This is a genomic window from Streptomyces sp. WP-1 (assembly GCF_030450125.1).
Lineage (GTDB): Bacteria > Actinomycetota > Actinomycetes > Streptomycetales > Streptomycetaceae > Streptomyces > Streptomyces incarnatus.
Genome location: NZ_CP123923.1, coordinates 5,793,719 through 5,815,210 on the forward strand (window position 1 = coordinate 5,793,719; position 21,492 = coordinate 5,815,210).

At 73.4% G+C, this 21,492-nt stretch carries 22 protein-coding genes and 1 riboswitch; of the genes, 12 read left to right on the forward strand and 10 right to left on the reverse strand.

What is annotated here, in order from left to right; all coding sequences use genetic code 11:
* The first annotated feature begins 11 nt into the window (after positions 1-11).
* From macS to QHG49_RS25555, 3 genes are all read left to right on the forward strand, one after another.
* A complete protein-coding gene (gene macS / locus QHG49_RS25545) occupies positions 12-1,247 on the forward strand; it encodes a MacS family sensor histidine kinase (RefSeq protein ID WP_159700676.1) in 1,236 nt (411 codons plus the stop codon).
* Positions 1,244-1,921 carry a response regulator transcription factor gene (locus QHG49_RS25550; protein ID WP_145484931.1) on the forward strand — a complete coding sequence of 226 codons (678 nt, stop codon included), beginning with the start codon at positions 1,244-1,246 and terminating at the stop codon, positions 1,919-1,921. Before macS ends, QHG49_RS25550 begins: the two co-directional genes overlap by 4 nt.
* 179 nt (positions 1,922-2,100) lie before the next feature.
* On the forward strand, positions 2,101-3,129 hold the full coding sequence (locus QHG49_RS25555; protein WP_145484930.1) for a 6-phosphofructokinase: 1,029 nt from the start codon (positions 2,101-2,103) through the stop codon (positions 3,127-3,129).
* Between the two features lie 56 nt (positions 3,130-3,185).
* Here QHG49_RS25555 and QHG49_RS25560 read toward each other — a convergent pair whose 3' ends face one another.
* The gene (locus tag QHG49_RS25560; protein WP_301491511.1) at positions 3,186-5,045 is read right to left on the reverse strand and encodes an anthranilate synthase family protein; all 1,860 of its coding nucleotides are present in this window, start codon (positions 5,043-5,045) and stop codon (positions 3,186-3,188) included.
* 94 nt (positions 5,046-5,139) lie between these two features.
* Positions 5,140-5,196 (reverse strand): trp operon leader peptide, encoded by a 57-nt coding sequence (locus tag QHG49_RS34175; protein ID WP_145485173.1) that lies wholly within the window; start codon positions 5,194-5,196, stop codon positions 5,140-5,142.
* A 251-nt stretch (positions 5,197-5,447) separates the two neighbouring features.
* Between QHG49_RS34175 and QHG49_RS25565 the strand changes: the two genes are divergently transcribed.
* Complete coding sequence (locus QHG49_RS25565; protein ID WP_145484928.1) at positions 5,448-6,803, forward strand: class II 3-deoxy-7-phosphoheptulonate synthase; 1,356 nt, start codon at positions 5,448-5,450, stop codon at positions 6,801-6,803.
* A 155-nt stretch (positions 6,804-6,958) separates the two neighbouring features.
* Positions 6,959-7,186 (forward strand): bacterioferritin-associated ferredoxin, encoded by a 228-nt coding sequence (locus tag QHG49_RS25570; protein ID WP_145484927.1) that lies wholly within the window; start codon positions 6,959-6,961, stop codon positions 7,184-7,186.
* A 7-nt stretch (positions 7,187-7,193) separates the two neighbouring features.
* Here the strand turns inward: QHG49_RS25570 and bfr are convergent, their stop codons facing one another.
* On the reverse strand, positions 7,194-7,703 hold the full coding sequence (gene bfr / locus QHG49_RS25575) for a bacterioferritin (protein ID WP_145484926.1): 510 nt from the start codon (positions 7,701-7,703) through the stop codon (positions 7,194-7,196).
* Between the two features lie 189 nt (positions 7,704-7,892).
* Here bfr and QHG49_RS25580 point away from each other — a divergent pair, with 189 nt between their 5' ends.
* Positions 7,893-8,525 (forward strand): sulfite oxidase-like oxidoreductase, encoded by a 633-nt coding sequence (locus tag QHG49_RS25580; RefSeq protein ID WP_145484925.1) that lies wholly within the window; start codon positions 7,893-7,895, stop codon positions 8,523-8,525.
* Positions 8,526-8,615: 90 nt separating this feature from the next.
* Here QHG49_RS25580 and QHG49_RS25585 read toward each other — a convergent pair whose 3' ends face one another.
* The 5 genes from QHG49_RS25585 to thiO all read right to left on the reverse strand — a co-directional run bounded on the left by QHG49_RS25585 (position 8,616) and on the right by thiO (position 13,970).
* Complete coding sequence (locus QHG49_RS25585; RefSeq protein ID WP_301491512.1) at positions 8,616-9,506, reverse strand: deoxyribonuclease IV; 891 nt, start codon at positions 9,504-9,506, stop codon at positions 8,616-8,618.
* A gap of 91 nt (positions 9,507-9,597) precedes the next feature.
* Complete coding sequence (gene pknB, locus QHG49_RS25590) at positions 9,598-11,508, reverse strand: Stk1 family PASTA domain-containing Ser/Thr kinase (RefSeq protein ID WP_301491513.1); 1,911 nt, start codon at positions 11,506-11,508, stop codon at positions 9,598-9,600.
* Positions 11,509-11,766: 258 nt separating this feature from the next.
* Positions 11,767-12,561 carry a thiazole synthase gene (locus QHG49_RS25595; protein ID WP_145484923.1) on the reverse strand — a complete coding sequence of 265 codons (795 nt, stop codon included), beginning with the start codon at positions 12,559-12,561 and terminating at the stop codon, positions 11,767-11,769.
* A 3-nt stretch (positions 12,562-12,564) separates the two neighbouring features.
* Positions 12,565-12,786 (reverse strand): sulfur carrier protein ThiS, encoded by a 222-nt coding sequence (thiS, locus tag QHG49_RS25600; protein ID WP_145484922.1) that lies wholly within the window; start codon positions 12,784-12,786, stop codon positions 12,565-12,567.
* Complete coding sequence (gene thiO / locus QHG49_RS25605; RefSeq protein WP_301491514.1) at positions 12,783-13,970, reverse strand: glycine oxidase ThiO; 1,188 nt, start codon at positions 13,968-13,970, stop codon at positions 12,783-12,785. Before thiO ends, thiS begins: the two co-directional genes overlap by 4 nt.
* Positions 13,968-14,079: riboswitch (TPP riboswitch) on the reverse strand. It overlaps the preceding gene by 3 nt.
* Before the next feature lie 53 nt (positions 14,080-14,132).
* Here thiO and QHG49_RS25610 point away from each other — a divergent pair.
* From QHG49_RS25610 to QHG49_RS25635, 6 genes are all read left to right on the forward strand, one after another.
* Positions 14,133-14,492, forward strand: coding sequence for a hypothetical protein (locus QHG49_RS25610; RefSeq protein WP_301491515.1), 360 nt, complete (start codon positions 14,133-14,135; stop codon positions 14,490-14,492).
* 32 nt (positions 14,493-14,524) lie between these two features.
* Positions 14,525-15,757 carry an NAD(P)/FAD-dependent oxidoreductase gene (locus tag QHG49_RS25615; protein WP_301491516.1) on the forward strand — a complete coding sequence of 411 codons (1,233 nt, stop codon included), beginning with the start codon at positions 14,525-14,527 and terminating at the stop codon, positions 15,755-15,757.
* A 102-nt stretch (positions 15,758-15,859) separates the two neighbouring features.
* Complete coding sequence (locus QHG49_RS25620) at positions 15,860-16,225, forward strand: Rv2175c family DNA-binding protein (RefSeq protein WP_159700660.1); 366 nt, start codon at positions 15,860-15,862, stop codon at positions 16,223-16,225.
* Positions 16,226-16,314: 89 nt separating this feature from the next.
* Positions 16,315-16,962 (forward strand): thiamine phosphate synthase, encoded by a 648-nt coding sequence (gene thiE, locus QHG49_RS25625; protein ID WP_301491517.1) that lies wholly within the window; start codon positions 16,315-16,317, stop codon positions 16,960-16,962.
* A gap of 134 nt (positions 16,963-17,096) precedes the next feature.
* The gene (gene metF / locus QHG49_RS25630) at positions 17,097-18,020 is read left to right on the forward strand and encodes a methylenetetrahydrofolate reductase [NAD(P)H] (RefSeq protein WP_301491518.1); all 924 of its coding nucleotides are present in this window, start codon (positions 17,097-17,099) and stop codon (positions 18,018-18,020) included.
* A 56-nt stretch (positions 18,021-18,076) separates the two neighbouring features.
* Positions 18,077-18,991, forward strand: coding sequence for a hypothetical protein (locus QHG49_RS25635; RefSeq protein ID WP_301491519.1), 915 nt, complete (start codon positions 18,077-18,079; stop codon positions 18,989-18,991).
* 96 nt (positions 18,992-19,087) lie between these two features.
* Here the strand turns inward: QHG49_RS25635 and QHG49_RS25640 are convergent, their stop codons facing one another.
* Both QHG49_RS25640 and QHG49_RS25645 read right to left on the reverse strand, forming a co-directional pair.
* On the reverse strand, positions 19,088-20,593 hold the full coding sequence (locus QHG49_RS25640) for an NAD(P)/FAD-dependent oxidoreductase (RefSeq protein ID WP_159700651.1): 1,506 nt from the start codon (positions 20,591-20,593) through the stop codon (positions 19,088-19,090).
* A gap of 58 nt (positions 20,594-20,651) precedes the next feature.
* Complete coding sequence (locus QHG49_RS25645; protein ID WP_145484914.1) at positions 20,652-21,254, reverse strand: DUF4126 domain-containing protein; 603 nt, start codon at positions 21,252-21,254, stop codon at positions 20,652-20,654.
* Positions 21,255-21,492 lie beyond the last annotated feature (238 nt).

Consider the following 21,492-nt stretch of genomic DNA (forward strand, 5'->3'; position numbering starts at 1 on the left):
GGGCACGGGGGATGGCCGGGCGCGAGCGCGTGCTGAGGATGTCGGTGGAGCTGCCGCTGTGGCGCGCGCTCGCCGGGTACCGCGTGCTGACCATGGTGTACGCGCTCGGCCTGTGCGTCACCACGTACGACCAGTTCACCCGTCCGTGGATCGCGCTCGGCTACGACGCCGTCCTCGTCGTCTGGACCCTCGCCACCCTGCCGAGGGTGCGCGGCGCGGCCAGCTGCACCAGGGGCTTCCTCGCCGCCGACCTCACCATCGCCCTCGCCGGCGTCCTGCTCACCGCGTTCGCCGACAGCCATCAGCGGATCGCGGGCGGCCCCACCCTGCCGACGATATGGACCGGCGGCGCGGTGCTCGCCTTCGCCATCAAGGGCGGCTGGCGCTGGGCCGCCGTCGCCTCCACGGCGGTGGCCGCCGCCAACCTGGTCGAGCGCGGCCAGCTCGCGCGGGACACCCTGCACAGCCTGATCCTCGTCTGGGTGGCCTCCATCGGCATCGGCTACGTCGTGGAAGTGGCCCGCGCCTCCGAACGCACCCTCGCCCGCGCCCTGGAGATCCAGGCCGCGACCCGGGAACGCGAGCGGCTGGCCCGGGACATCCACGACAGCGTGCTCCAGGTCCTCGCGATGGTGAAGCGGCGCGGCACCGCCCTCGGCGGCGAGGCGGGTGAACTGGGCAGGCTGGCCGGGGAGCAGGAGGTGGCCCTGCGCACCCTGGTCGCCGGCGGTCTGCTGCCACTCGCCCGGATCGCCGAGGACACCGCCGTACCCGTCGCGGCGGCCACGGACCCGGCGGACGGCGACGGTCCGGACGGCGGCGGCCCGGTCGATCTGCGCACCCTCCTCGCGCCGTTCGCCCGCGACGGGGTGAGCCTCGCCGAGCCCGGCGCCCCGGTGCCGCTGCCGCCGGTGGCCGCCCGGGAGCTGGCCGCGGCCGTCGGCGCCGCCCTGGACAATGTGCGCAGGCACGCCGGAGAAGGGGCGCGGGCCTGGATCCTGGTCGAGGACGAACCGGCGGACATCCTCGTCACCGTCCGGGACGACGGCCCCGGCATCCCCGCGGGACGGCTCGCCGAGGCCGAGGGCGAGGGGCGGCTCGGCGTCGCCCAGTCCATCCGGGGCAGACTGCGCGACCTCGGCGGCAGCGCCGAGCTGATCTCGGTGCCCGGCCAGGGCACGGAGGTCGAACTGAAGGTACCGAAGGGCGCCCTGGCGGCGCGGGGGAAGAAGGCGGAGCGGCGATGACACAGCGGCAGGACCCGATCAGGGTCATGGTGGTGGACGATCACCCCATGTGGCGCGACGCGGTCGCCCGGGACCTGGCCGAGTCCGGTTTCGAGGTGGTCGCCACCGCGGGCGACGGCGAACAGGCCGTGCGCCGCGCCAAGGCCGCCGCCCCCGATGTGCTGGTCCTGGACCTCAACCTGCCCGCCAAGCCCGGCGTCCAGGTGTGCAAGGAACTGGTCGCGCACAACCCGGCGTTGCGCGTCCTGGTGCTGTCCGCGAGCGGTGAGCACGCCGACGTCCTGGAGGCGGTGAAGTCCGGCGCGACCGGCTATCTGCTGAAGTCCGCCTCCACCGGCGAACTGCTGGACGCGGTGCGCCGTACGGCCGTCGGCGACGCGGTGTTCACCCCGGGCCTCGCCGGACTGGTCCTCGGCGAGTACCGGCGCCTGGCCGCCGAACCGGCGGCCGCGCCCGACACCGACGCCCCGGGCGCGCCCCGGCTGACCGAGCGGGAGACGGAGGTGCTGCGGCTGGTCGCCAAGGGCCTGAGCTACAAGCAGATCGCCGAACGCCTCGTCATCTCCCACCGCACCGTGCAGAACCACGTCCAGAACACCCTCGGCAAGCTCCAACTCCACAACCGCGTCGAGCTGGTGAGGTACGCCATCGAACGCGGCCTCGACGAGGAGTGACACCCGGCACCCCCGCCGCACCGGCCCCACCCCACCCGCCACACCGGCCCCCGCTCCCGCGGGCGCGCCCCGACGTCCGTGGAAATCCCCCCGATTCACCCGTACCGCCTCTCCCGATGTGACACGCATCACCATTAGCGTGACGAATCGTCAGGCACTGCGGGTGAAGGGACATTTCCATGCGGGTCGGAGTACTGACCGGAGGCGGCGACTGCCCCGGGCTCAACGCCGTCATCCGGGGCATCGTGCGCAAGGGCGTGCAGAGTTACGACTACGAGTTCGTCGGATTCCGGGACGGCTGGCGCGGCCCCCTCGAAGGCCGCGCCGTCCGCCTCGACATCCCCGCCGTGCGCGGCATCCTGCCCCGCGGCGGCACCATCCTCGGCTCCTCCAGGACCAACCCCCTCAAGATCGAGGGCGGCATCCGCCGGATCAAGGACAACCTCGCCAAGCAGGAGGTCGAGGCCCTGATCGCGATCGGCGGCGAGGACACCCTCGGGGTGGCCGCCCAGCTGTCCGGCGAGTACGGCGTGCCCTGCGTCGGCGTGCCCAAGACCATCGACAACGACCTGTCCGCCACCGACTACACCTTCGGCTTCGACACCGCCGTCAACATCGCGACCGAGGCCATCGACCGGCTGCACACCACCGCCGAGTCCCATATGCGGGTCCTCGTCTGCGAGGTGATGGGCCGGCACGCCGGCTGGATCGCCCTGCACTCGGGCCTGGCCGGGGGCGCCAACGTCATCCTCATCCCCGAGCAGCGCTTCGACCTCGACCAGGTGTGCGCCTGGATCACCTCCCGCTTCAAGGCGTCGTACGCCCCGATCGTGGTGGTCGCCGAGGGCGCCATGCCCAAGGACGGCGAGATGGTGCTCAAGGACCAGTCGCTGGACTCCTTCGGGCATGTCCGGCTGTCCGGGGTCGGCGAATGGCTGGCCAAGGAGATCGAGAAGCGCACCGGCAACGAGGCGCGCACCACCGTCCTCGGGCACATCCAGCGCGGCGGCACCCCCAGCGCCTTCGACCGCTGGCTCGCCACCCGCTTCGGACTGCACGCCGTGGACTGCGTGCGCGACGGCGACTTCGGCAAGATGGTCGCCCTGCGCGGCACCGACGTCGTGCGCGTGCCGCTCGCCGAGGCGACCGCCAAGCTGAAGACGGTCGACCCGAAGCTGTACGAGGAGGCCGGGGTGTTCTTCGGCTGAGCCCGAACGGACCCGCCGGGCTGTGGGCCGGCGACCCGGCCCACAGCCCGGCGGCTTCAGAACGCGCCCGCGCCGCGCAGCCGCCCCGTCAACTCCCCGACGATCGCCGCCCCGTCGAGCGTCAGCACCGACTCCGGGTGGAACTGCACCCCCGCGAACCCGGGCCCCCGCACGGCGTGCACCTCGCCGTTCGCCGCCCGGCTCACCTCGATCCCGTGCGCCGCCAGCTCCCGCGCCGCGTCCTCGTCGCAGCGGGCGGTGAAGCTGTTGTAGAAGCCGACGGTCTCGCGGCGCCCGAACAGCTCGATCTCCGTCTGCGCCCCCTGGTACGGCACTTCCTTGCGGACGATCTCCAACCCCAGCTCCGCCGCGAGCAGTTCATGGCCCAGGCACACGCCCAGCACCCCGTGCCGGTGCTCCCGCAGGACGGTCCGGGCCAGCTCCCGCAGGAACCGCATCTTCGGATCGGCCAGGTCGCAGGGGTCCCCGGGGCCGGGGCCGAGCACCACCGGGCCCTCGTGCGCGAGCACCGCAGCCCGCAGCCCCGGCTCGTCGTAGCGCCGTACCGTCACCTCCAGGCCCGTGGCGCGCAGCAGATGGGCCAGCATCGCGGTGAAGGTGTCCTCGCCGTCGACCACCAGGGCGTGCCCGCTCACCTCGGCGGCCGGCTGCTGCATCCGCAGCCAGAACGGGGCGAGGAAGGCCCGCCGCCCGTCCAGCGCGGCCCGCACCCGGGGATCGTCGGCCAGCCGGGGCAGCTCCCGCTCCGCGCGCGGCCGCCCGGGACGCACCCCGAGGGCCGCGAGCACGCCCGCCGCCTTGGCATGGGTCTCGGCGACCTCGCCCGCCGGCTGTGAGCCGCGCACCAGGGTGGCCCCGACCGGCACCCGCAGCCGGCCGTCCGCGCCGATGTCGGCGGTGCGGATCAGGATGGGGGAGTCCAGGGTCTGCGCGCCGCCCGCGTCCCGGCCGAGCAGGGCCAGCGCACCGGCGTAGTACCCGCGCCCGCCGACCTCGTGCCGCTCGATCACCCGGCACGCGTTCTGCACCGGCGACCCGGTGACCGTGGCCGCGAACATGGTCTCCCGCAGCACGTCCCGGGCGTCCAGCGAGGACTTCCCGCGCAGCTCGTACTCGGTGTGCGCGAGGTGCGCCATCTCCTTCAGGCGCGGCCCGACGACGACCCCGCCCATGTCGCCGACGGTGCACATCATCTTCAGCTCCTCGTCGACCACCATCGACAGCTCCTCGATCTCCTTGCCGTCGGCGAGGAAGTCCAGGAGGTGCTCCGGGGCCGGGCCCTCGGCGGGATAGCGGTAGGTCCCGCTGATCGGGTTCATCACGACCGTGCCGCCGGACATCCGCACATGCGCCTCGGGGCTCGCGCCGACCAGGGTGCGCTCCCCGGTGTGCACCACGAACGTCCAGTACGCCCCGCGCTCGCCCTCCAGCAGCCTGCGGAACAGCGCCAGCGCGTCCGCCCGGCCGAACCCGGGGATCTCGCCCTCGAACGTCCGCCGGATCACGAAGTTCGCGCCCTCGCCCCCGCCGATCTCCTGTTCGAGGACCCGGCCGACGATCCCGGCGTACTCCTCGTCACCGACGTCGAAGCCGCCGCCCTCGACGCGGACCCGGTGCGCGGGAAGCTGCCGCAGCGCCTCGTCGTACGGCATCTCGTACGACTCCTCGGGCGTCAGCACCAGGAGCGGGGTGCCGTCGTCGCGGACGTCGAAGCCGCGCTCGCGGATCTGCCGGAACGGCACCAGGGCGAGCCCCTCGTCCGGCAGCTCGGCGAGCCGGTCCCGGCCGGCGACCGGGCCGATCAGCACCTCCACCGGGTGCTCGGCCCGGCCGGGCACCCGGCGGCGCAGCAGGGCGAAGGGGCGGGGGTCGGACAGCAGGTCCTTGAGATCCACGGGTCGGGCTCCTGTTCGGTCAAGGAGAGGAACGACCCCGGAAAACACCGAAGGCCGCCCTCGGGCGGCCTTCGCGAAATCTGGGTACGCGCGATCAGCGGGCCGCCGGAGGAGCGGTCCACCACCAGTTCTGGTCGGAAAGCGCGAACATGCTGCGCAGCGTACCCCATGTCCGGCCGGTCCCCGGGGTCCGCGTGATCTCTCACACTGGCGTTCGCTGGACGTACTGAGGCACCCGGCCCCCGCAGACGCGGGGGTGGTCCGACGAGCGGCGGTCACGAACCGAGATCCGCGATGTGCTCCCCGCGCATGCGGGGGTCGACGGGTGGGGCGGTCGCCCCGCTCCGTCTCATTTTGTGAGCTGAGGCCGGTGGGTCGGACGTGAGGCCGTAACCTGGGGCTGTGACCGTGAACGCTGATTCCCAAGCCGCCGCCGCTCATGCGACGTGGCGAGACCTGCCCGCGGCGCAGCAGCCCGAGTACCCCGACCCCGTGGCGCTGCGCGAAGTCGTCGCGGAGTTGGAGACGTATCCGCCGCTCGTTTTCGCGGGCGAGTGCGACCAGCTGCGTGCCCGGATGGCGGCCGTCGCCAAGGGAGAGGCGTTCCTCCTCCAGGGCGGCGACTGCGCCGAGGCATTCGACGCGGTGTCCGCCGACCAGATCCGGCAGAAGCTGAAGACGCTGCTCCAGATGGGCGCCGTCCTCACCTACGCGGCCTCCGTGCCCGTGGTGAAGGTCGGCCGCATCGCCGGGCAGTACTCCAAGCCCCGCTCCAAGCCGACCGAGACCCGCGACGGGGTGACGCTGCCGACGTACCGGGGCGACTCCGTCAACGGCTTCGACTTCACCGAGGCCGCCCGCATCCCGGACCCCGAGCGGCTCAAGCGGATGTACAACGCCTCCGCGTCCACGCTGAACCTGGTGCGCGCCTTCACCACCGGCGGATACGCCGACCTGCGCCAGGTGCACGCCTGGAACCAGGACTTCGTGAAGACCTCCCCCTCCGGCCAGCGCTACGAGCAGCTGGCCCGGGAGATCGACAACGCGCTGAACTTCATGCGGGCCTGCGGCACCGACCCGGAGGAGTTCAAGACCGTCGAGTTCTTCTCCTCGCACGAGGCGCTGCTGCTGGACTACGAGTCCGCCCTGACCCGGGTCGACTCCCGCACCGGCAAGCTGTACGACGTCTCCGGGCACATGGTGTGGATCGGTGAGCGCACCCGCCAGCTGGACCACGCGCACATCGAGTTCGCCTCGAAGATCAACAACCCGATCGGCATCAAGCTCGGCCCGACCACCACGGCCGAGGAGGCGCTGAAGTACATCGACCGCCTCGACCCCGACCGGGAGCCGGGCCGGCTGACCTTCATCGTCCGCATGGGCGCCGACAAGATCCGCGACCACCTGCCCGAGCTGGTCGAGAAGGTCACGGCGTCCGGCGCCACGGTGGCCTGGGTGACCGACCCGATGCACGGCAACACCTTCGAGGCGGCCTCCGGGCACAAGACCCGCCGCTTCGACGACGTGCTGGACGAGGTCAAGGGCTTCTTCGAGGTCCACAAGGGCCTCGGCACCCACCCGGGCGGCATCCATGTGGAGCTGACCGGCGACGACGTCACCGAGTGCGTGGGCGGCGGCGACGAGATCTTCGTGGACGACCTGCACCAGCGCTACGAGACGGCCTGCGACCCGCGGCTCAACCGCAGCCAGTCCCTCGACCTGGCCTTCCTGGTCGCGGAGATGTACCGGGACCAGTAGGCGAACCCCTCACCGGCGGTGCGCTGGGGCGCGGATCACATGCGATCCGCGCCCCTCGCCCTTTTGCGGTCGCGAAGCGGCGGGTAAGGTTAGGTTTGCCTCACCGGGAAACGGGACGGCAGAGTTACGGCGATCCCGTCGGGAGGTGAGTCCGCGTGTACGTGTGCAGCTGCTTCGGCATCACCGAGGCCCAGGTCCAGCAGCACGCGGAGGACGGCGCCGCCACCCCGCGACAGATCGCCTCCGCGTGCAAGGCCGGAACGGACTGCGGCCGCTGCGTACGACGCATCCAGGCGCTGCTCGGCCGGGGCGCCTGCCCCCGCCGCGAGCTGATCGAACAGCGCGCCCCGGCGACGCTCGACCGCATGGACGACGCCGCCTAGGCCACCGCTAGAAGCTGCCGGTGCCCGGCCCCGAGGGGTCCGGCTGGTTCTGCTCGATCACCGTCGAGATGTACAGCGCCTCGCCCAGCTTGTCGACCAGCTCCAGCTGGGTGTCCAGGTAGTCGATGTGGTGCTCCTCGTCGGCCAGGATCGCCTCGAAGATGTTCGCGGACGTGATGTCGTCCTTGTCGCGCATGATCTGCACGCCCCGGCGCAGCCGGTCGATCGCCTCGACCTCGATCTGCCGGTCGGCCCGGAACATCTCCGTCACCGTCTGCCCCACCTCGATGTGGGAGAGCCGCTGGTAGTTCGGCAGCCCGTCGAGCAGCAGGATGCGGTCGGTCAGGATCTCCGCGTGCCGCATCTCGTCGAACGACTCGCGCCGGGTGTACTCCGCCAGCTTGGACCACCCCCGGTGGTCCTGGATCTTGGAGTGCAGGAAGTACTGGTTGATCGCCGTCAGCTCGGCGGTCAGCTGCTCGTTGAGCAGTTCGATGACGTCGGGGTCGCCCTGCATCGCAGCGGCTCCTTCCACACGGATGTCTCCCGCACGGATATCGGGGGAGGTGTGGGCCGCATGATTGCACCGGACGCGAAGATCGTCCAGTAAGTGCGTACTTAGTAAGTCTGCCGAGGTTTGGTGGCTTTTGCCCGTTTCGAGGAGGGGCGGTCAGGGGCACCGCCCGAGGTCTGTCAGGATGGTTGCATGGGTCATCCGGTGGAGCGAGAGACTGGAGCGGTGGCAGGGTCCGAGCTTCCGCCGGGGCAGCGACTCCAGCGCGGCTGGCCGGTCACGCACTACGGACCCGTCCCCAAGTTCCGGCCCGAGCGCTGGGACTTCCGGGTCTTCGGCGCCACCGCCGACGCCGACAAGCACTGCTGGAACCACGAGGAGTTCACGGCCCTGCCGTACGCCACCGTGGTGGCCGATCTGCACTGCGTGACCAGGTTCAGCATGCTCGGCGCGGAGTGGGGCGGGGTCCCGGCCGCCGCGATCGTGGACCTGGCGCCGCCGGCCCCGGACGTCACCCATGTGATGGTCTGGGCGGAGTACGGCTTCAGCTCCAACCTGCGCCTCGCGGACTTCCTCTCCGACCGCGCCCTCTTCGCCACCCACAAGGACGGCGAGCTGCTGACCGCCGAGCACGGCTTCCCGGCCCGCCTGATCGTGCCCCATCTGTACGCCTGGAAGGGGCCCAAGTGGGTGCGGGGCATCGAGTACATGACGGCCGACCGGCGCGGGTTCTGGGAGGAACGCGGGTACCACAACGTGGGCGATCCCTGGAAGGAACAGCGCTACTCCTACCAGGAGGAGCCGGGGGAGGGACCGGAGCTGTGACGGTCCGGCCGGCGGCCCCCGAGCCTCGGGGGCAGGCCCCGGAATCTCGCGGGCCGGTGGCCCCAAAGGCGCGCGGGCCGGGGGCTCGCGTCAGCCGTCCCTGAGGCGCTTGAGCCGGGCCACGTCCGCCGCGTGGCCCTCCTTGCCGCCGGGGGTCTCGATGACCAGCGGGACGCCCTCGGTCGCCGGGTGGTTCATCAGGGCGCGGAAGGGCTCCTCGCCGATATGCCCGGAGCCGATGTTCTCGTGCCGGTCCTTGTGCGCGCCGACCACGTCCTTGGAGTCGTTGGCGTGGATCAGCTTCAGCCGCCCCTCGCCGACGGTCTCCACCAGCAGGTCGAGCGTCTGGTTCATGCCGGCCGGGCCGGTCAGATCGTGCCCGGCGGCGAAGATGTGGCAGGTGTCCAGGCACACGCCCAGCTTGGGGTGGGCGTCCAGCGCCTCGAAGTACGGCCCGAAGTCCCAGGTGCGCGAGCACAGCGAGGCGCCCTGGCCCGCGGTGGACTCCAGCAGCAGGAACGGGTCGTCGTCCTCGGTCAGCTCGTCCAGCAGCGGCAGCATGTGCTCCCGCACCTGCTTCAGGGCCACCTCGCGGGCCCGGCCGCCGGTCGCGCTGCCGGTGTGCACCACCACGCCGAGCGCCCCGATCTCCCGGCCGCGCCGCAGCGAGTGCCGCAGCGACTCCACCGACTTCTCCACGGTGGCCTCGGTGTGCGAGCCGAAGTTGATCAGGTAGGGGGCGTGCACGTACGCCGGGACCGACCCCTCGGCGCAGGCCGCGCGGAACGCCTCGTCCTGCCTGGGGTTCCCGGCGGGGGTGGCCCAGCCGCGCGGGTTGGCCACGAAGACCTGGACGGTCTCCGCCTCCAGCTCCTGGGCGTACGACAGCCCCACGGAGTGCAGACCGCCGGCCACCGGGACATGGCCGCCGACGGGGTTGCGCGGGAGGGACCGGGGGAGGGACGAGGAAACGGAACTCACCTGTCCAGGGTGTCATGTCCGCGGGCGCGCCCGGACCGGCGCCGGGGGTGAACCCGGTCACCGGCCTCGTCGTCCGCGCATCCGCACGGCCTCACCTGATGGTGATCGTGATCGTGGACCCCTTGGGGGCGGTCTTCCCGCCCTCGACGGACTGCTTCTGCACGGTGTCGCCGAACAGGCCGAGGATCCCGCGGTCCTCGCTGACCTTGAACCCGGCGTCCTCCAGTGCCTGGTGGGCGTCGTCCACGCTGTCGCCGGTCACGTCCGGGACCTCGATCAGCTGCGGGCCCTTGGACAGGGTGAGCGTCACCGTGTCGCCCGCGGCGGCCTGCTCGCCGTCGCCGGGGCTCTGCCGGGCCACCTTGCCCTTGTCGTACTCGGAGTTGACCTGCTCGCTCGCGATCTTCACCTTGAGCCCGGCGCTCGTCAGCTCCTGCCGCGCGTCGGCCGGGTCGTCGCCGGTGACGTCCGGCACGTCGATCGGGCTGCCCTTGCTGACGGTCAGCGCGATCGCCGAGCCCGCGTGCCGCTCGGTCCCGGAGGAGGGAGCCGTGGAGATGACGGCGCCCGCGTCGATGTCGTCGCTGAACTGCCGGGTGACCATGCCCGGCTCCAGACCGGCCGCCGTGAGTTTCTGCCGGGCCTTCGCGAGCGGCAGACCGGCCAGGTCCGGGACCTTGACCGTCTCCGGGCCGAGCGAGACGGTCAGCGCCACCGCGTCATGGTCCCGGATCCGGGCCCCGGGCGCAGGGTCGGTGCTGATCACGGTGCCGCGCTCGACGGTGTCGTCGTAGGCCCGCTTCACCTTCCCGACGTGCAGCCCGGCGTCCTGGAGCCGGTCCCGGGCCTGCGCCTCGGACTTCGTCAGCAGCGGCGGGACCTTGGTGAACTGGCCGGAGTTGATGTACCAGACCCCGGTGCCGGCGCCGAGCACCAGCAGCACGGCGACGGCGATCGTCAGCATGAGCCGCCGGGACCGGCGCGGGGGCGGGACCGGCGCGGCCTGGAAGCGGGCGGTGCGGCTGACGCCGTCGCCGTCCCCGTCGACCGGGAGCGGCCGGGGCACGGTGAGAGCGCGCGGGATCACGCTCGTACGGTTCTCCGCGTTCTCGTGCTCCACCGTCCTGGCCCCCGGCGGTACGGCGTCCAGCTGTTCCTCGGTCAGCGCCTCGCGGGCCTCGCGGGCCCCGGCGAGCAGCGCGACCGCGTCGTACGGGCGCACCTCTGGGTCGCGGGCGGTGGCCGAGGCGACCAGCTCGTCCAGCCGCGGGGCCAGGTCCGGCACCAGCGCGGAGGGCGGCGGCACGTCCTCGTTGATGTGCCGGTAGAGCACCTGCGCGGGGGAGTCCCCGGAGTGCGGCTTGGCGCCGGTCAGCATCTCGTAGAGCACGACACCGCAGGCGTACACGTCGACGCGGGGGTCGGCGGTGCCCTGGTCGATCTGCTCGGGGGCGAGGTAGGCGACGGTGCCGAGCACGGAGCCGGTCGTACTGGTCACCGTGTCGACGGAGCGGACCAGGCCGAAGTCGGCGACCTTGACCCGTCCGTCGTCGCCTATCAGCACGTTCTCGGGCTTCATGTCCCGGTGCACGAAACCGGCCCGGTGGGCGGCGCCGAGCGCGGCGAGCACCGGCTCCAGGATGTCCAGCGCGGCCCGCGGGCGCAGCGCGCCGCGCTCGCGCAGCACGTCGCGCAGGGTGCACCCGGCGACGTACTCCATCGCCATGTACACATACGAGCCGTCGGTGCCCTGGTCGAAGACCTGCACCACGTTCGGATGGTCGAGCCGGGCCGCGGACTTCGCCTCGCGGATGAACCGCTCCACGAAGACGCCGTCGGCCGCCAGCGCGGGATGCATCACCTTCAGCGCGAGCACCCGGTCCAGGCGCGTGTCCAGCGCCCGGTACACCGTCGCCATCCCGCCGGCCGCGATCCGCGCGTCCACGCGATACCGACCGTCGAGCACGTGCCCGACGAGGGCGTCCTGAAGGGTCATGTCCACACGCCGAGTCTACGAGCCCCCACACCCTTCCCCCTCCCCTCCGCCTTCCCCACCAGGGCACTGAAGCCGACCTGTGACGCTTCTTACGCGGGGACGCCATATTCCGGGGGAGGAGGAGGAGGCGGTGGCCGACCGAGGGGCGGACGCCGGTCCACGGGTCGAGAGGCCGGGCCACGGGCGGGGAGCCGCCGACGGTGATCGCGTCCCACAGGGAGGTCCGGCCTTCCGGCCGAGGGTTTCGGGTGGTGCGCGGGTAGGTCAGAACGCGGGACGCTCGGGATCGAGCACGGCCAGACCCTCCGCAGGAGACGACGCCTCCGCCCAGTACCGGCGAGGTATCCGCCCCGCCACCCGCGCCAGTCTCCCCCCGGTCACCGCGTGCCGCATCGCCGCCGCCATCACCTCCGGCTCCCGCGCCCGCGTCACCGCCGACGCCAGCATCACCCCCGCACACCCCAGCTCCATCGCCAGCGCCACATCCGACGCCGTCCCCGCCCCCGCGTCCAGGATCACCGGCACCCCCGCCCGCTCCACGATCAACTGGAAGTTGTGCGGGTTGCGGATCCCGAGCCCCGACCCGATCGGCGAGCCCAGCGGCATCACCGCCGCGCACCCCACGTCCTCCAGCTTCCGCGCGAGCACGGGATCGTCGTTGGTGTACGGCAGCACCGTGAACCCGTCGTCCACCAGCGTCTCCGCCGCCTCCAGCAGCTCCACCGGATCCGGCAGCAGCGTCCGCTCGTCGGCGATGACCTCCAGCTTCACCAGCGACGTACCGAGCGCCTCCCGCGCGAGCCGCGCCGTGAGCACGGCCTCCCCGGCGGTGAAGCAGCCCGCCGTGTTCGGCAGCACCCGGATGCCGAGCTTCTCCAGCACGGACAGCACCGAGCCGTGCACGGACGGCTCGACCCGCCGCATCGCGACCGTCGTCAGCTCCGTCCCGGAGGCCACCAGCGCCCGCTCCAGCACATCGAGGCTGGGCGCCCCGCCGGTACCCATGATCAACCGCGACCCGACAGCCGTACCCCCGATGACCAGGCGATCCTCGGTCATGGCTCAGCCTCCCTGCACCGCGGTGAGCACCTCGACCCGGTCGCCCTCGGCGAGCGCGGTCCCGGCCCACTCCGTCCGCGGTACGACCGTCTCGTTGACGGCGGCCGCCACCCCGGCGGGGGCCCGCACGAGGGACCGTACGACGGCGTCGAGCGCGGTACCCGGCGCGATCTTTCGGCGCTGCCCGTTGACGGAGACGGTGATGGTGGACGACACGGCGCTCATACGGTCTGCTCCAGCTGCTGGACGCGCGGCGCGCCGAAGCGCTCCGGCGTGAACGGACGGGCTTCCTCGGGCAGCGGGCCTCCCGCCAGCAACTGCCCCATCACATCCCCGGTGACCGGCGTGAGCAGCACCCCGTTGCGGTGGTGCCCGGTCGCCAGCAGCAGCCCGTCGAGCCCCGAGGGCCCGAGCAGCGGCGCGTTGTCGGGGGACCCGGGCCGCAGCCCGGCCCTGGTCTCGGTGAGCGGCAGCTCGGTGATGCCCGGCACCAGCTCGTGCGCGTCGCGCAGCAGCTCGTACACGCCGCCCGCGGTGACCGTCGTGTCCCAGCCCAGCTCCTCGCTGGTGGCGCCGACGACCAGCTCGCCGTTCTCCCGGGGCACCAGATACAGCTGGCCGCCCCGGACCACGGCCCGCACCGTCCGGCTGAGGAACGGCGCGTACCGCTCGGGCACCGCCAGCCGCAGCACCTGCCCCTTCACCGGCCGCACCGGCGGCACCAGCTCCGGGGGCACCCCCGCGAGCCGCCCGCTGAGGCTGCCGCCCGCGAGCACCACCTGCCCGGCGCTGAGCGCCGTCCCGTCCGCTGCGGTGACCCCGACGGCCCTCTCCCGTACGACGTCCAGCCGCTGCGCCCACACCCGGTGGAACACCACCCCGGCCCGCTCGCACGCGATCACCAGGGCCGCGGCCAGCCGGCGCGGATCGATCTGGTGGTCGCCGTCGACCCGCAGCCCGCCGCGCACCCCGGGCGCCAGCATCGGCTCCAGTCGGCGGCACTCGCGCCCCGACAGCCACTCCGCCTCCAGGCCGCAGCGCTGCTGGAGGGCGTGCAGTTCCCGCAGATGGGCGCGGTCGTCGGCGTCCAGCGCGACCGCGAGGGTGCCGCAGCGCCGGTAGCCGAGGTCCCGGCCGCTCGCCTCGGTCAGTTCGGCCACGAAGCCGGGGTAGCGGCGCGCCGACTCCAGATTGAGGGCGAGCAGCGTCTCCTCGCCGTAGTGCAGTTCGGTGACCGCGGCCAGCATCCCGGCCGCGACCTGCGCGGCCCCGCCGCCCGGAGCCGGATCCACCAGGGCCGTCGCGAGCCCCCGGCGCGCCGCGCGCCAGGCCGTGACGAGGCCGATGATCCCGCCCCCGACGACCAGGACGTCGGGGCGTCCCGGGGTTTCGGGCGTACGTGTGGACATGGGCGTCCAGCCCCTCCCTTCGCCGGCATGACCCGGATCAGGTTCGTACGGTCGGAGGCCGCCAGCCTCCCTCTCAGCCCGGTGCGTCCGGGCTCCCGCGAGTGCTTGTACGGTGGCCACCCTAGCCCGCCCCCCTCCCCACCCGTAAGGGAGCCCTCGGTCATGGCCCCGTCGCTCGACGGTCTGGTCCTCGCCCCCGTCGCCGACCGGTCCGCAGGTCAGGTCGGCACCCGGACCCGCTTCGCCTACCACGAGCAGGACGGCGCGATCTGGGCCGAGTACCGGGGCGGCGACATCGTCCGCGGCCATCTGGCCGGCACCCGCGCGGGCGACCGCCTGGACTTCCGGTACGTGCAGCTGCGCACCGACGGCAGCACGGCCTGCGGCCACTGCGTGTCCACGGTCGTGGAACTGCCCGACGGCGGGGTGCGCCTGGAGGAGACCTGGGAGACCTGGGAGTGGGAGTCGGGACCCGGCTCCGGCACCAGCGTCGTGGAACAGGTCGTCGCGCACGCCCCCTGACCGGTTGATCGCCGACTGTCTATGGTGATCGGGTGAGCGAGCAGACAGCCCAGGAGGGCACGGCAGGGGTCCGGCGCGTGGTCGTCGCCGGCGCGGGCATGGCCGGGGTGCAGACCGCGGTGGCCCTGCGGGAACGGGGTTTCGCGGGCGACGTGACCGTCGTCGGCGCCGAACCGCACCAGCCGTACGACCGGCCGCCGCTGTCCAAGGCCGTCCTGCTCGGCAAGGCCGAGGGCTCCGCCTTCGACCTCGACTTCGACGCGCTCGGCGTCGGCCTCAGGCTCGGCTGCGAGGTCCTCGGCGCCCGCCCCGCCGACCATGAACTGGACACCGAGGCGGGCCCGGTGCCGTACGACGTCCTGGTGCTCGCCACCGGCGCCGAACCGGTCAACCTGCCCGGCACCGAGGGCGTCCCCGGCGTGCATCTGCTGCGCACCCTGGACGACGCCGAACGGCTGCGACCGGTGCTCGCGCGGCAGCACGACATCGTGGTCGTCGGCGCCGGCTGGATCGGCGCCGAGTTCGCCACCGCCGCCCGCGAGGCCGGCTGCGCGGTGACCGTCGTCGAGGCCGCCGACCGGCCGCTCGCCGGGGTGCTGCCCGCCGAGGTCGCCGCCCCCATGGCCGGCTGGTACGCCGACAGCGGCGCCGAACTGCGCACCGGCGCGCGCGTGGAGCGCGTCGAGGACGGCGCGGTGGTGCTCGCCGACGGCACCCGGCTGCCCGCGGGCGCGGTCGTCGTCGGCATCGGCGCCCGCCCCGCCACCGGCTGGCTGACCGGCTCCGGCATCGAGCTGGGCGCGTCGGGCGAGGTCGTCACCGACGCCCGGCTGCGCGCCTCCGCGCCCGATGTGTACGCCGTCGGCGACTGCGCCTCCTTCCCCTCGGCCCGCTACGGCGAACGCCTCCTCGTGCACCACTGGGACAACGCCCTCCAGGGCCCGCGCACCGTCGCCGCGGGCATCCTCGGCGAGAGCACCGCCGTCTACGACCCGGTGCCGTACTTCTGGTCCGAGCAGTTCGGCCGCTTCGTCCAGTACGCGGGCCACCATGCCGCCGCCGACCGGCTGGTGTGGCGCGGCGACCCCGCGGGACCCGCCTGGACGGTGTGCTGGCTGCGCGCGGGCCGCCTGGTCGCCCTGCTGGCCGTGGGCCGGCCGCGCGATCTCGCCCAGGGCCGCAAGCTGATCGAGGCGGGCCGCGTCCTGGACCCGGAGGCGGTGGCGGACCCGGCTCGCCCTCTGAAGGACGCCACGACGGATTAGCGCCCCGAAGAGGCGCGGGGAACCGCGCGACCGGCCACGACGGAGCCGCGCTCGGCCACCGGCACAGAGCGCCGCTCCCGGCCGAGCGCCTACCCTGTACCCGTGACCGAGATTGACACGAAGATCGACGCTCTCGTCCCCGCCTGGCTCACCCTCCCCGACATCGCCGAACAGTTCGGCATCGAGGTGACGCGTGTGCGGCAGCTGGTCAAGGACGGCCAGCTCATCGCCGTACGCCGGGGTGAGAACCGCGCGCTGCACGTCCCCGCCGCCTTCATCGACGGCGACCAGATCGTCAAGGGCCTCACCGGGACCCTGACGCTCCTGCGGGACGACGGCTTCACGGCCGAAGAGATGATCGAATGGCTCTTCACCCCCGACCCGACCCTGCCCGGCACCCCCGCGCAGGCCCTCAGCGAGAATCGCGGCACGGAGGTGAAGCGCCGCGCCCAGGCGCTCGCCGTCTGAGCCCGACCACCTGAGGGGGTGGCGTACGACGCCCCGCGCGCCGTACGCCACCGCCCGCCCAGCACACACCGACCCCCGGGGGCCCACGCATGTCCGACTCCGCCCGCGCCGAACTCGCCGACGCCCGGCTGTACCTGTGCACGGACGCCCGCAGGCGTCAGGGCGACCTGCCGGAGTTCCTGGACGCGGTGCTGGCCGGCGGTGTCGACATCGTGCAGCTGCGCGACAAGGGCATGGAGGCCGCCGAGGAACTGGCCTGCCTGGAGGTCCTCGCCGAGGCCTGCGCCCGGCACGGCCGGCTCCTCGCGGTCAACGACCGGGCCGATGTCGCGCACGCCGCCGGCGCCGATGTGCTCCACCTCGGCCAGGGCGACCTGCCGGTCCCCGCGGCCCGCGCGATCCTCGGCGACGACGTGCTGATCGGCCGCTCCACCCACGCCGAGGACGAGGCCGCCGCAGCCGCCGTCCAGGACGGCGTGGACTACTTCTGCACCGGGCCCTGCTGGCCCACCCCCACCAAGCCCGGCCGCCCCGCCCCGGGCCTCGACCTGGTCCGGTACACGGCCGCGCTCGGCACCGAGCGCCCCTGGTTCGCCATCGGCGGCATCGACCTCGGCAACCTGGACGAGGTCCTGGAGGCCGGGGCCCGCCGGGTGGTCGTGGTGCGCGCGCTCACCGAGGCGGACGACCCTGGCGCCGCCGCCGCCGAGTTCGCCCGGCGGCTGCGGCGGTCCTGACGAGCCCGCTCGGGGGGCGTGTCCCAAAGCCTTGTCCCAGGGACGCGTCCCAAGGGGTGGACGACAAGCCGACAATTCGGGCAAATTTCCGGAGTTCGGTTGGGGGACCGCCGTCCCCTGGCTAACCTGCGGGTATGGCCCTCGGAACCGCATCCACCAGGACTGATCGCGCGCGCACCGTGCGTGACATGCTCGCCGGCGGCAAGACCACGTACTCCTTCGAGTTCTCGGCGCCGAAGACCCCCAAGGGCGAGCGGAGCCTGTGGACCGCGCTGCGCAGGGTCGAGGCGGTCGCCCCCGACTTCGTCTCCGTCACCTACGGCGCCGGCGGTTCGACCCGCGCGGGCACCGTCAGGGAGACCCAGCAGATCGTCGCCGACACCACGCTCACCCCGGTCGCCCACCTCACCGCGGTCGACCACTCCGTCGCCGAACTGCGCAACATCATCGGCCAGTACGCCGACGCCGGGATCCGCAACATGCTCGCCGTGCGCGGCGACCCGCCCGGCGACCCCATGGGCGCGTGGGTGGCCCACCCCAAGGGCCTGACCTACGCGGCCGAACTGGTGCGCCTCATCAAGGAGTCGGGCGACTTCTGCGTGGGCGTCGCCGCCTTCCCGGAGATGCACCCGCGCTCCGCGGACTGGGACACCGATGTCGCCCACTTCGTGGACAAGTGCCGGGCGGGCGCCGACTACGCCATCACCCAGATGTTCTTCCAGCCCGAGTCCTATCTGCGGCTGCGCGACCGGGTGGTGGAGGCGGGTTGCGACATCCCGGTCATCCCGGAGATCCTGCCGGTCACCAGCGTGCGCATGCTGGAGCGGCTGCCCAAGCTCAGCAACGCTCAGTTCCCTGACGTCCTGAAAGAGCGGATCCTCGCGGCGAAGGACGATCCGGCGGCGGTACGCTCCATCGGTATCGACTTCGCCACGGAGTTCTGCGCGCGACTGCTGTCCGAAGGCGTGCCCGGACTGCACTTCATCACGCTCAACAGCTCCACGGCGACCCTGGAGATCTACGAGAACCTGGGCCTGCACCACCCCCCGCAGGCCTAGACCTGCCGCGTGGTGTTGAGACACACTGCGTAACGGCCACTGGGAGAGGGGCGTACATGGGCTGGACGGTCCTCTACATCGCATTCGGCGGCGTCGCGCTGTGGTTGCTCGGCGAGGTGCTGCTGCAGTACAAGGCGCGGCTGCGCTGGCGGCTGCTCGCCTTCGCCGGCTTCCTCGGGGTGGTGGTCGGCGTCATGATGCCGTCCGTCCTCGTGATCGGCGCGGGCGCGATCGCCTTCGCCGTCGGTCAGACCCTCGTCACGCTCTCCTTCCGCCGCGGCTTCGCGGCCGGCTGGGCGGTCCGGCGGCCCGAGGCCGGCGCCGCGGAGTCCGGCGGCAGCAAGCGCCGCCGCGGCCGCGGCGACCGCAACGCCCGGGCGGCGCAGGCCCCCGCGCCCGCACCGGCCGGCCCCGCCGACGAACCGGCCCCCGGTCAGGACCCGTACGCCCCGGACGGCTCCGTCCCGGACGCGTACGACGACTACGACCGCGACGACGTCTTCTCGCCCGCGCGTCCCCCGGCCGACGGCGCCTCCGTCTACGAGCCGCAGCCCCTGCCCGAGGACACCGGCAACTACGGCGTCTACGGCGACACCGCCACCCACGCCGCCCAGCAGCAGGGCCAGTCCTACGACTACTCCGGCTACGGGCAGCAGCAGGGGTACGGCTACGAGGGCGCCCCCCAGCAGGGCTACGCCAACTACTCGGACCCCTACATCGGCAGCCGGCCCTACGCCGCCGACGGCTACGACCCCGGCTACGCCCAGCAGTACGGCCAGCAGGGTTACGCCCAGGACCCGTACGCCACCGGCGGTTACGGGGAGACCCCGGCCGGCGGGGTGTGGGTGCCGCAGCAGCGCACCGACGAGGGCGAGGGCGGCGAACTCCCGCAGGAGCAGCCGTACCCCTACCAGGGCCACGGCCGGCAGCAGCCGGGCGCCGGGTACGACGAGCAGCAGTACCGCTACTGAGACGCGGGGGGGGGGTACCGACCGGGGCGCGGCCGGGGCGCGGTTCGGGCCCCGGGTGCGGCTCAACTCCCGTTCGGGGCCCGGCTCACGCGCGGGTCACTGTGAGCCCCGAAAGTCCGGTCCCTCCACGATCAGCCCGGACACCAGCGCGCCCGACATGCCCGCGTGCGGCAGCCCGCCGCCCGGGTGGGACCAGCCGCCGACGGCGAACAGGCCCGGTGTCCCCGTGGCGTTGGCCGGGTGCAGCACGCCCCGGGGGGCGGCCAGCGCGGGCGGCGGGACCGCGCCCCCGGTGGCGCCCGTCTCCCGCGCGGTGTCCAGCGGGGTGCGCACCTCGCGCCACAGGATCCGCTCCCGCAGCTCGGGCACCGCGCGCTCGGCGGCGGTGATCATGCGCTCGGCGAACGCGTCGGCGACACCCGGCGCGCCCCAGTCGTACCGCGTCGCCGCCGGGACCGTCGCCGTCAGCACCATCGACTCGTGCGTGTCGTCGGGGCGCAGCGCGGGGTCGTCCGGCCGGTCGACGCGGACCGTCGGCAGGCCCGGCGGGGTGCCGTGCCGGAACAGCTCCAGCTCGCCCTCGGTGTCGGCCGAGTGCACCACCGTGCGATGCGCGGCACCGGGCTCGCGGGCGCCGCGCAGGGCCAGGCAGACCACCATCCGCCCCGGGAACCGGTCCTCGGGCTCCGGCGCGACCGCCCCCGGTCCGTACGGCGTCCCCTCCACCAGGCCGCCCAGCCGCCAGGGCTCCGCCCCGACCACGAAGTCCGCCTCGGCCACGGTCCCGTCGGCCAGCTCGACCCCGGCCGCCCGGCCGTCCTCGAACAGCACCCGGGTGATCTCGGCGCCGAAGACGAACTCCACCCGCCGGGCCAGGCACCGCTCGTACACCGCACGCGCCAACTCCCGGATCCCGCCGCGCACATACCAGGTGCCGAAGGCGTGCTCCATGTACGGCAGCACGGCCGCGCTCGCCGGGGCGGTGGCCGGGTCGACGCCGTAGGCCAGGGCATACCCGGCGAGCAGCGCCGTCAGCCGGGGGTCGCGCAGCTCCCAGGCGCCGATCTCGGCCAGGGTGCCCGCCCGCCGGGTGCGCAGCAGCCGCTTGTGCGGGACCGCCGGATACGGCTCCTTGCCGGTCAGCACCTGCCAGTCGGGCCACAGGGGCTCCTCCAGCAGCGGCCGGCGGGTGCGGTCCCAGGCCTCGCGGGCCCGCACCAGGAAGTCGCCCCAGCGGGCGCCCGCGCCGCCGCCCAGCGCTTCGTCCAGCGCCGCGACGACGCCCGCGCGCGAGGCGTTCGGCAGGGCCGCCTCGGTGCCGTCCGCGAAGAGGTGCCGCGCGGAGGGGTCGACCTGGACCAGCTCGACGCGGTCCTCCAGCGGCTCCTTGCCGGTCTTGACGAACAGGTCGCGGTAGACGGCGGGCAGGGTCAGCAGCCCCGGGCCGGTGTCGAAGCCGAACCCGTCCCGCTCGAAGCGGCGCACCCCGCCGCCGTAGGTGTCCGTGCGCTCGTACACCACCACCCGGTGGCCCGCGACGGCCAGCCGGGCGGCGGCCGCCATCGCGCCCATACCGGCGCCCATCACCGCGATCCGTGCCATGTCCGTGACTCTAGCGACCACCACCGACAACGCGATCCCGGGGCGGCCTCCACGCGGCTCAGGGCACCCGTGAGGCCAGCCGGCGCTCCTCGCGGCGCTGGGCGCGGCGGCGCAGGAAGCGGCGGATGCGGGAGACCAGGAAGAACAGCGCGGCGAGCCCCGCGACCAGCAGCACCGCCGCGATGACCGCCGCCGCCCGCGGATGGAACATCGCGAAGGAGACCAGCGCGCCGACGCCCAGATCCTCGCCGATGCTCAGCGCGATGTTGCTGAACGGCTCCGGCGAGGCGTTGACCGCCATCCGCGTCCCGGCCTTGACCGAGTGGCTGGCCAGCGCCGTCGAACCGCCGATCAGCGCGGCCGCCACCTCCGAGTACGAGCCGCTGTGCCCGGCGAGCAGCGCGCCCACCCAGGCGCCCGCGGCGGGCCGGATCACGGTGTGCACGGAGTCCCATACCGAGTCGACGTAGGGCACCTTGTCGGCGGCCGCCTCGCACAGGAACAGCACGCCCGCGATGATCAGCACCTCGGGCCGCTGGAGGGCCTGCGGGACGTCGTCGCTCACCCCGGTCACGCCGAACAGGCCGAGCAGGAGCACCACCGCGTAGGCGTTGATGCCGCTGGCCCAGCCACTGGTGAAGACGAGAGGGAGTACGGACACGCAGGCGATCGTAGCGAGGTCCGGGGCGCCCGTCCTGGGCATGTACACGCAGGCCTGAGTATCCGTACCTAGTTCACCGGATGAGTAGGCGCACGGATGGGCCGGAAGGGGCCGGCACGGAAGAGTGGAGCCCGGCAAGGGGGCGCGGCCCGGTACCGCCGGCACGGGGCGGCGGAACGGTGCCCGCCGCCTGGCCACGACCCAGGGGGAGTACGGGGGTTACGGGGGGTCACGGGGG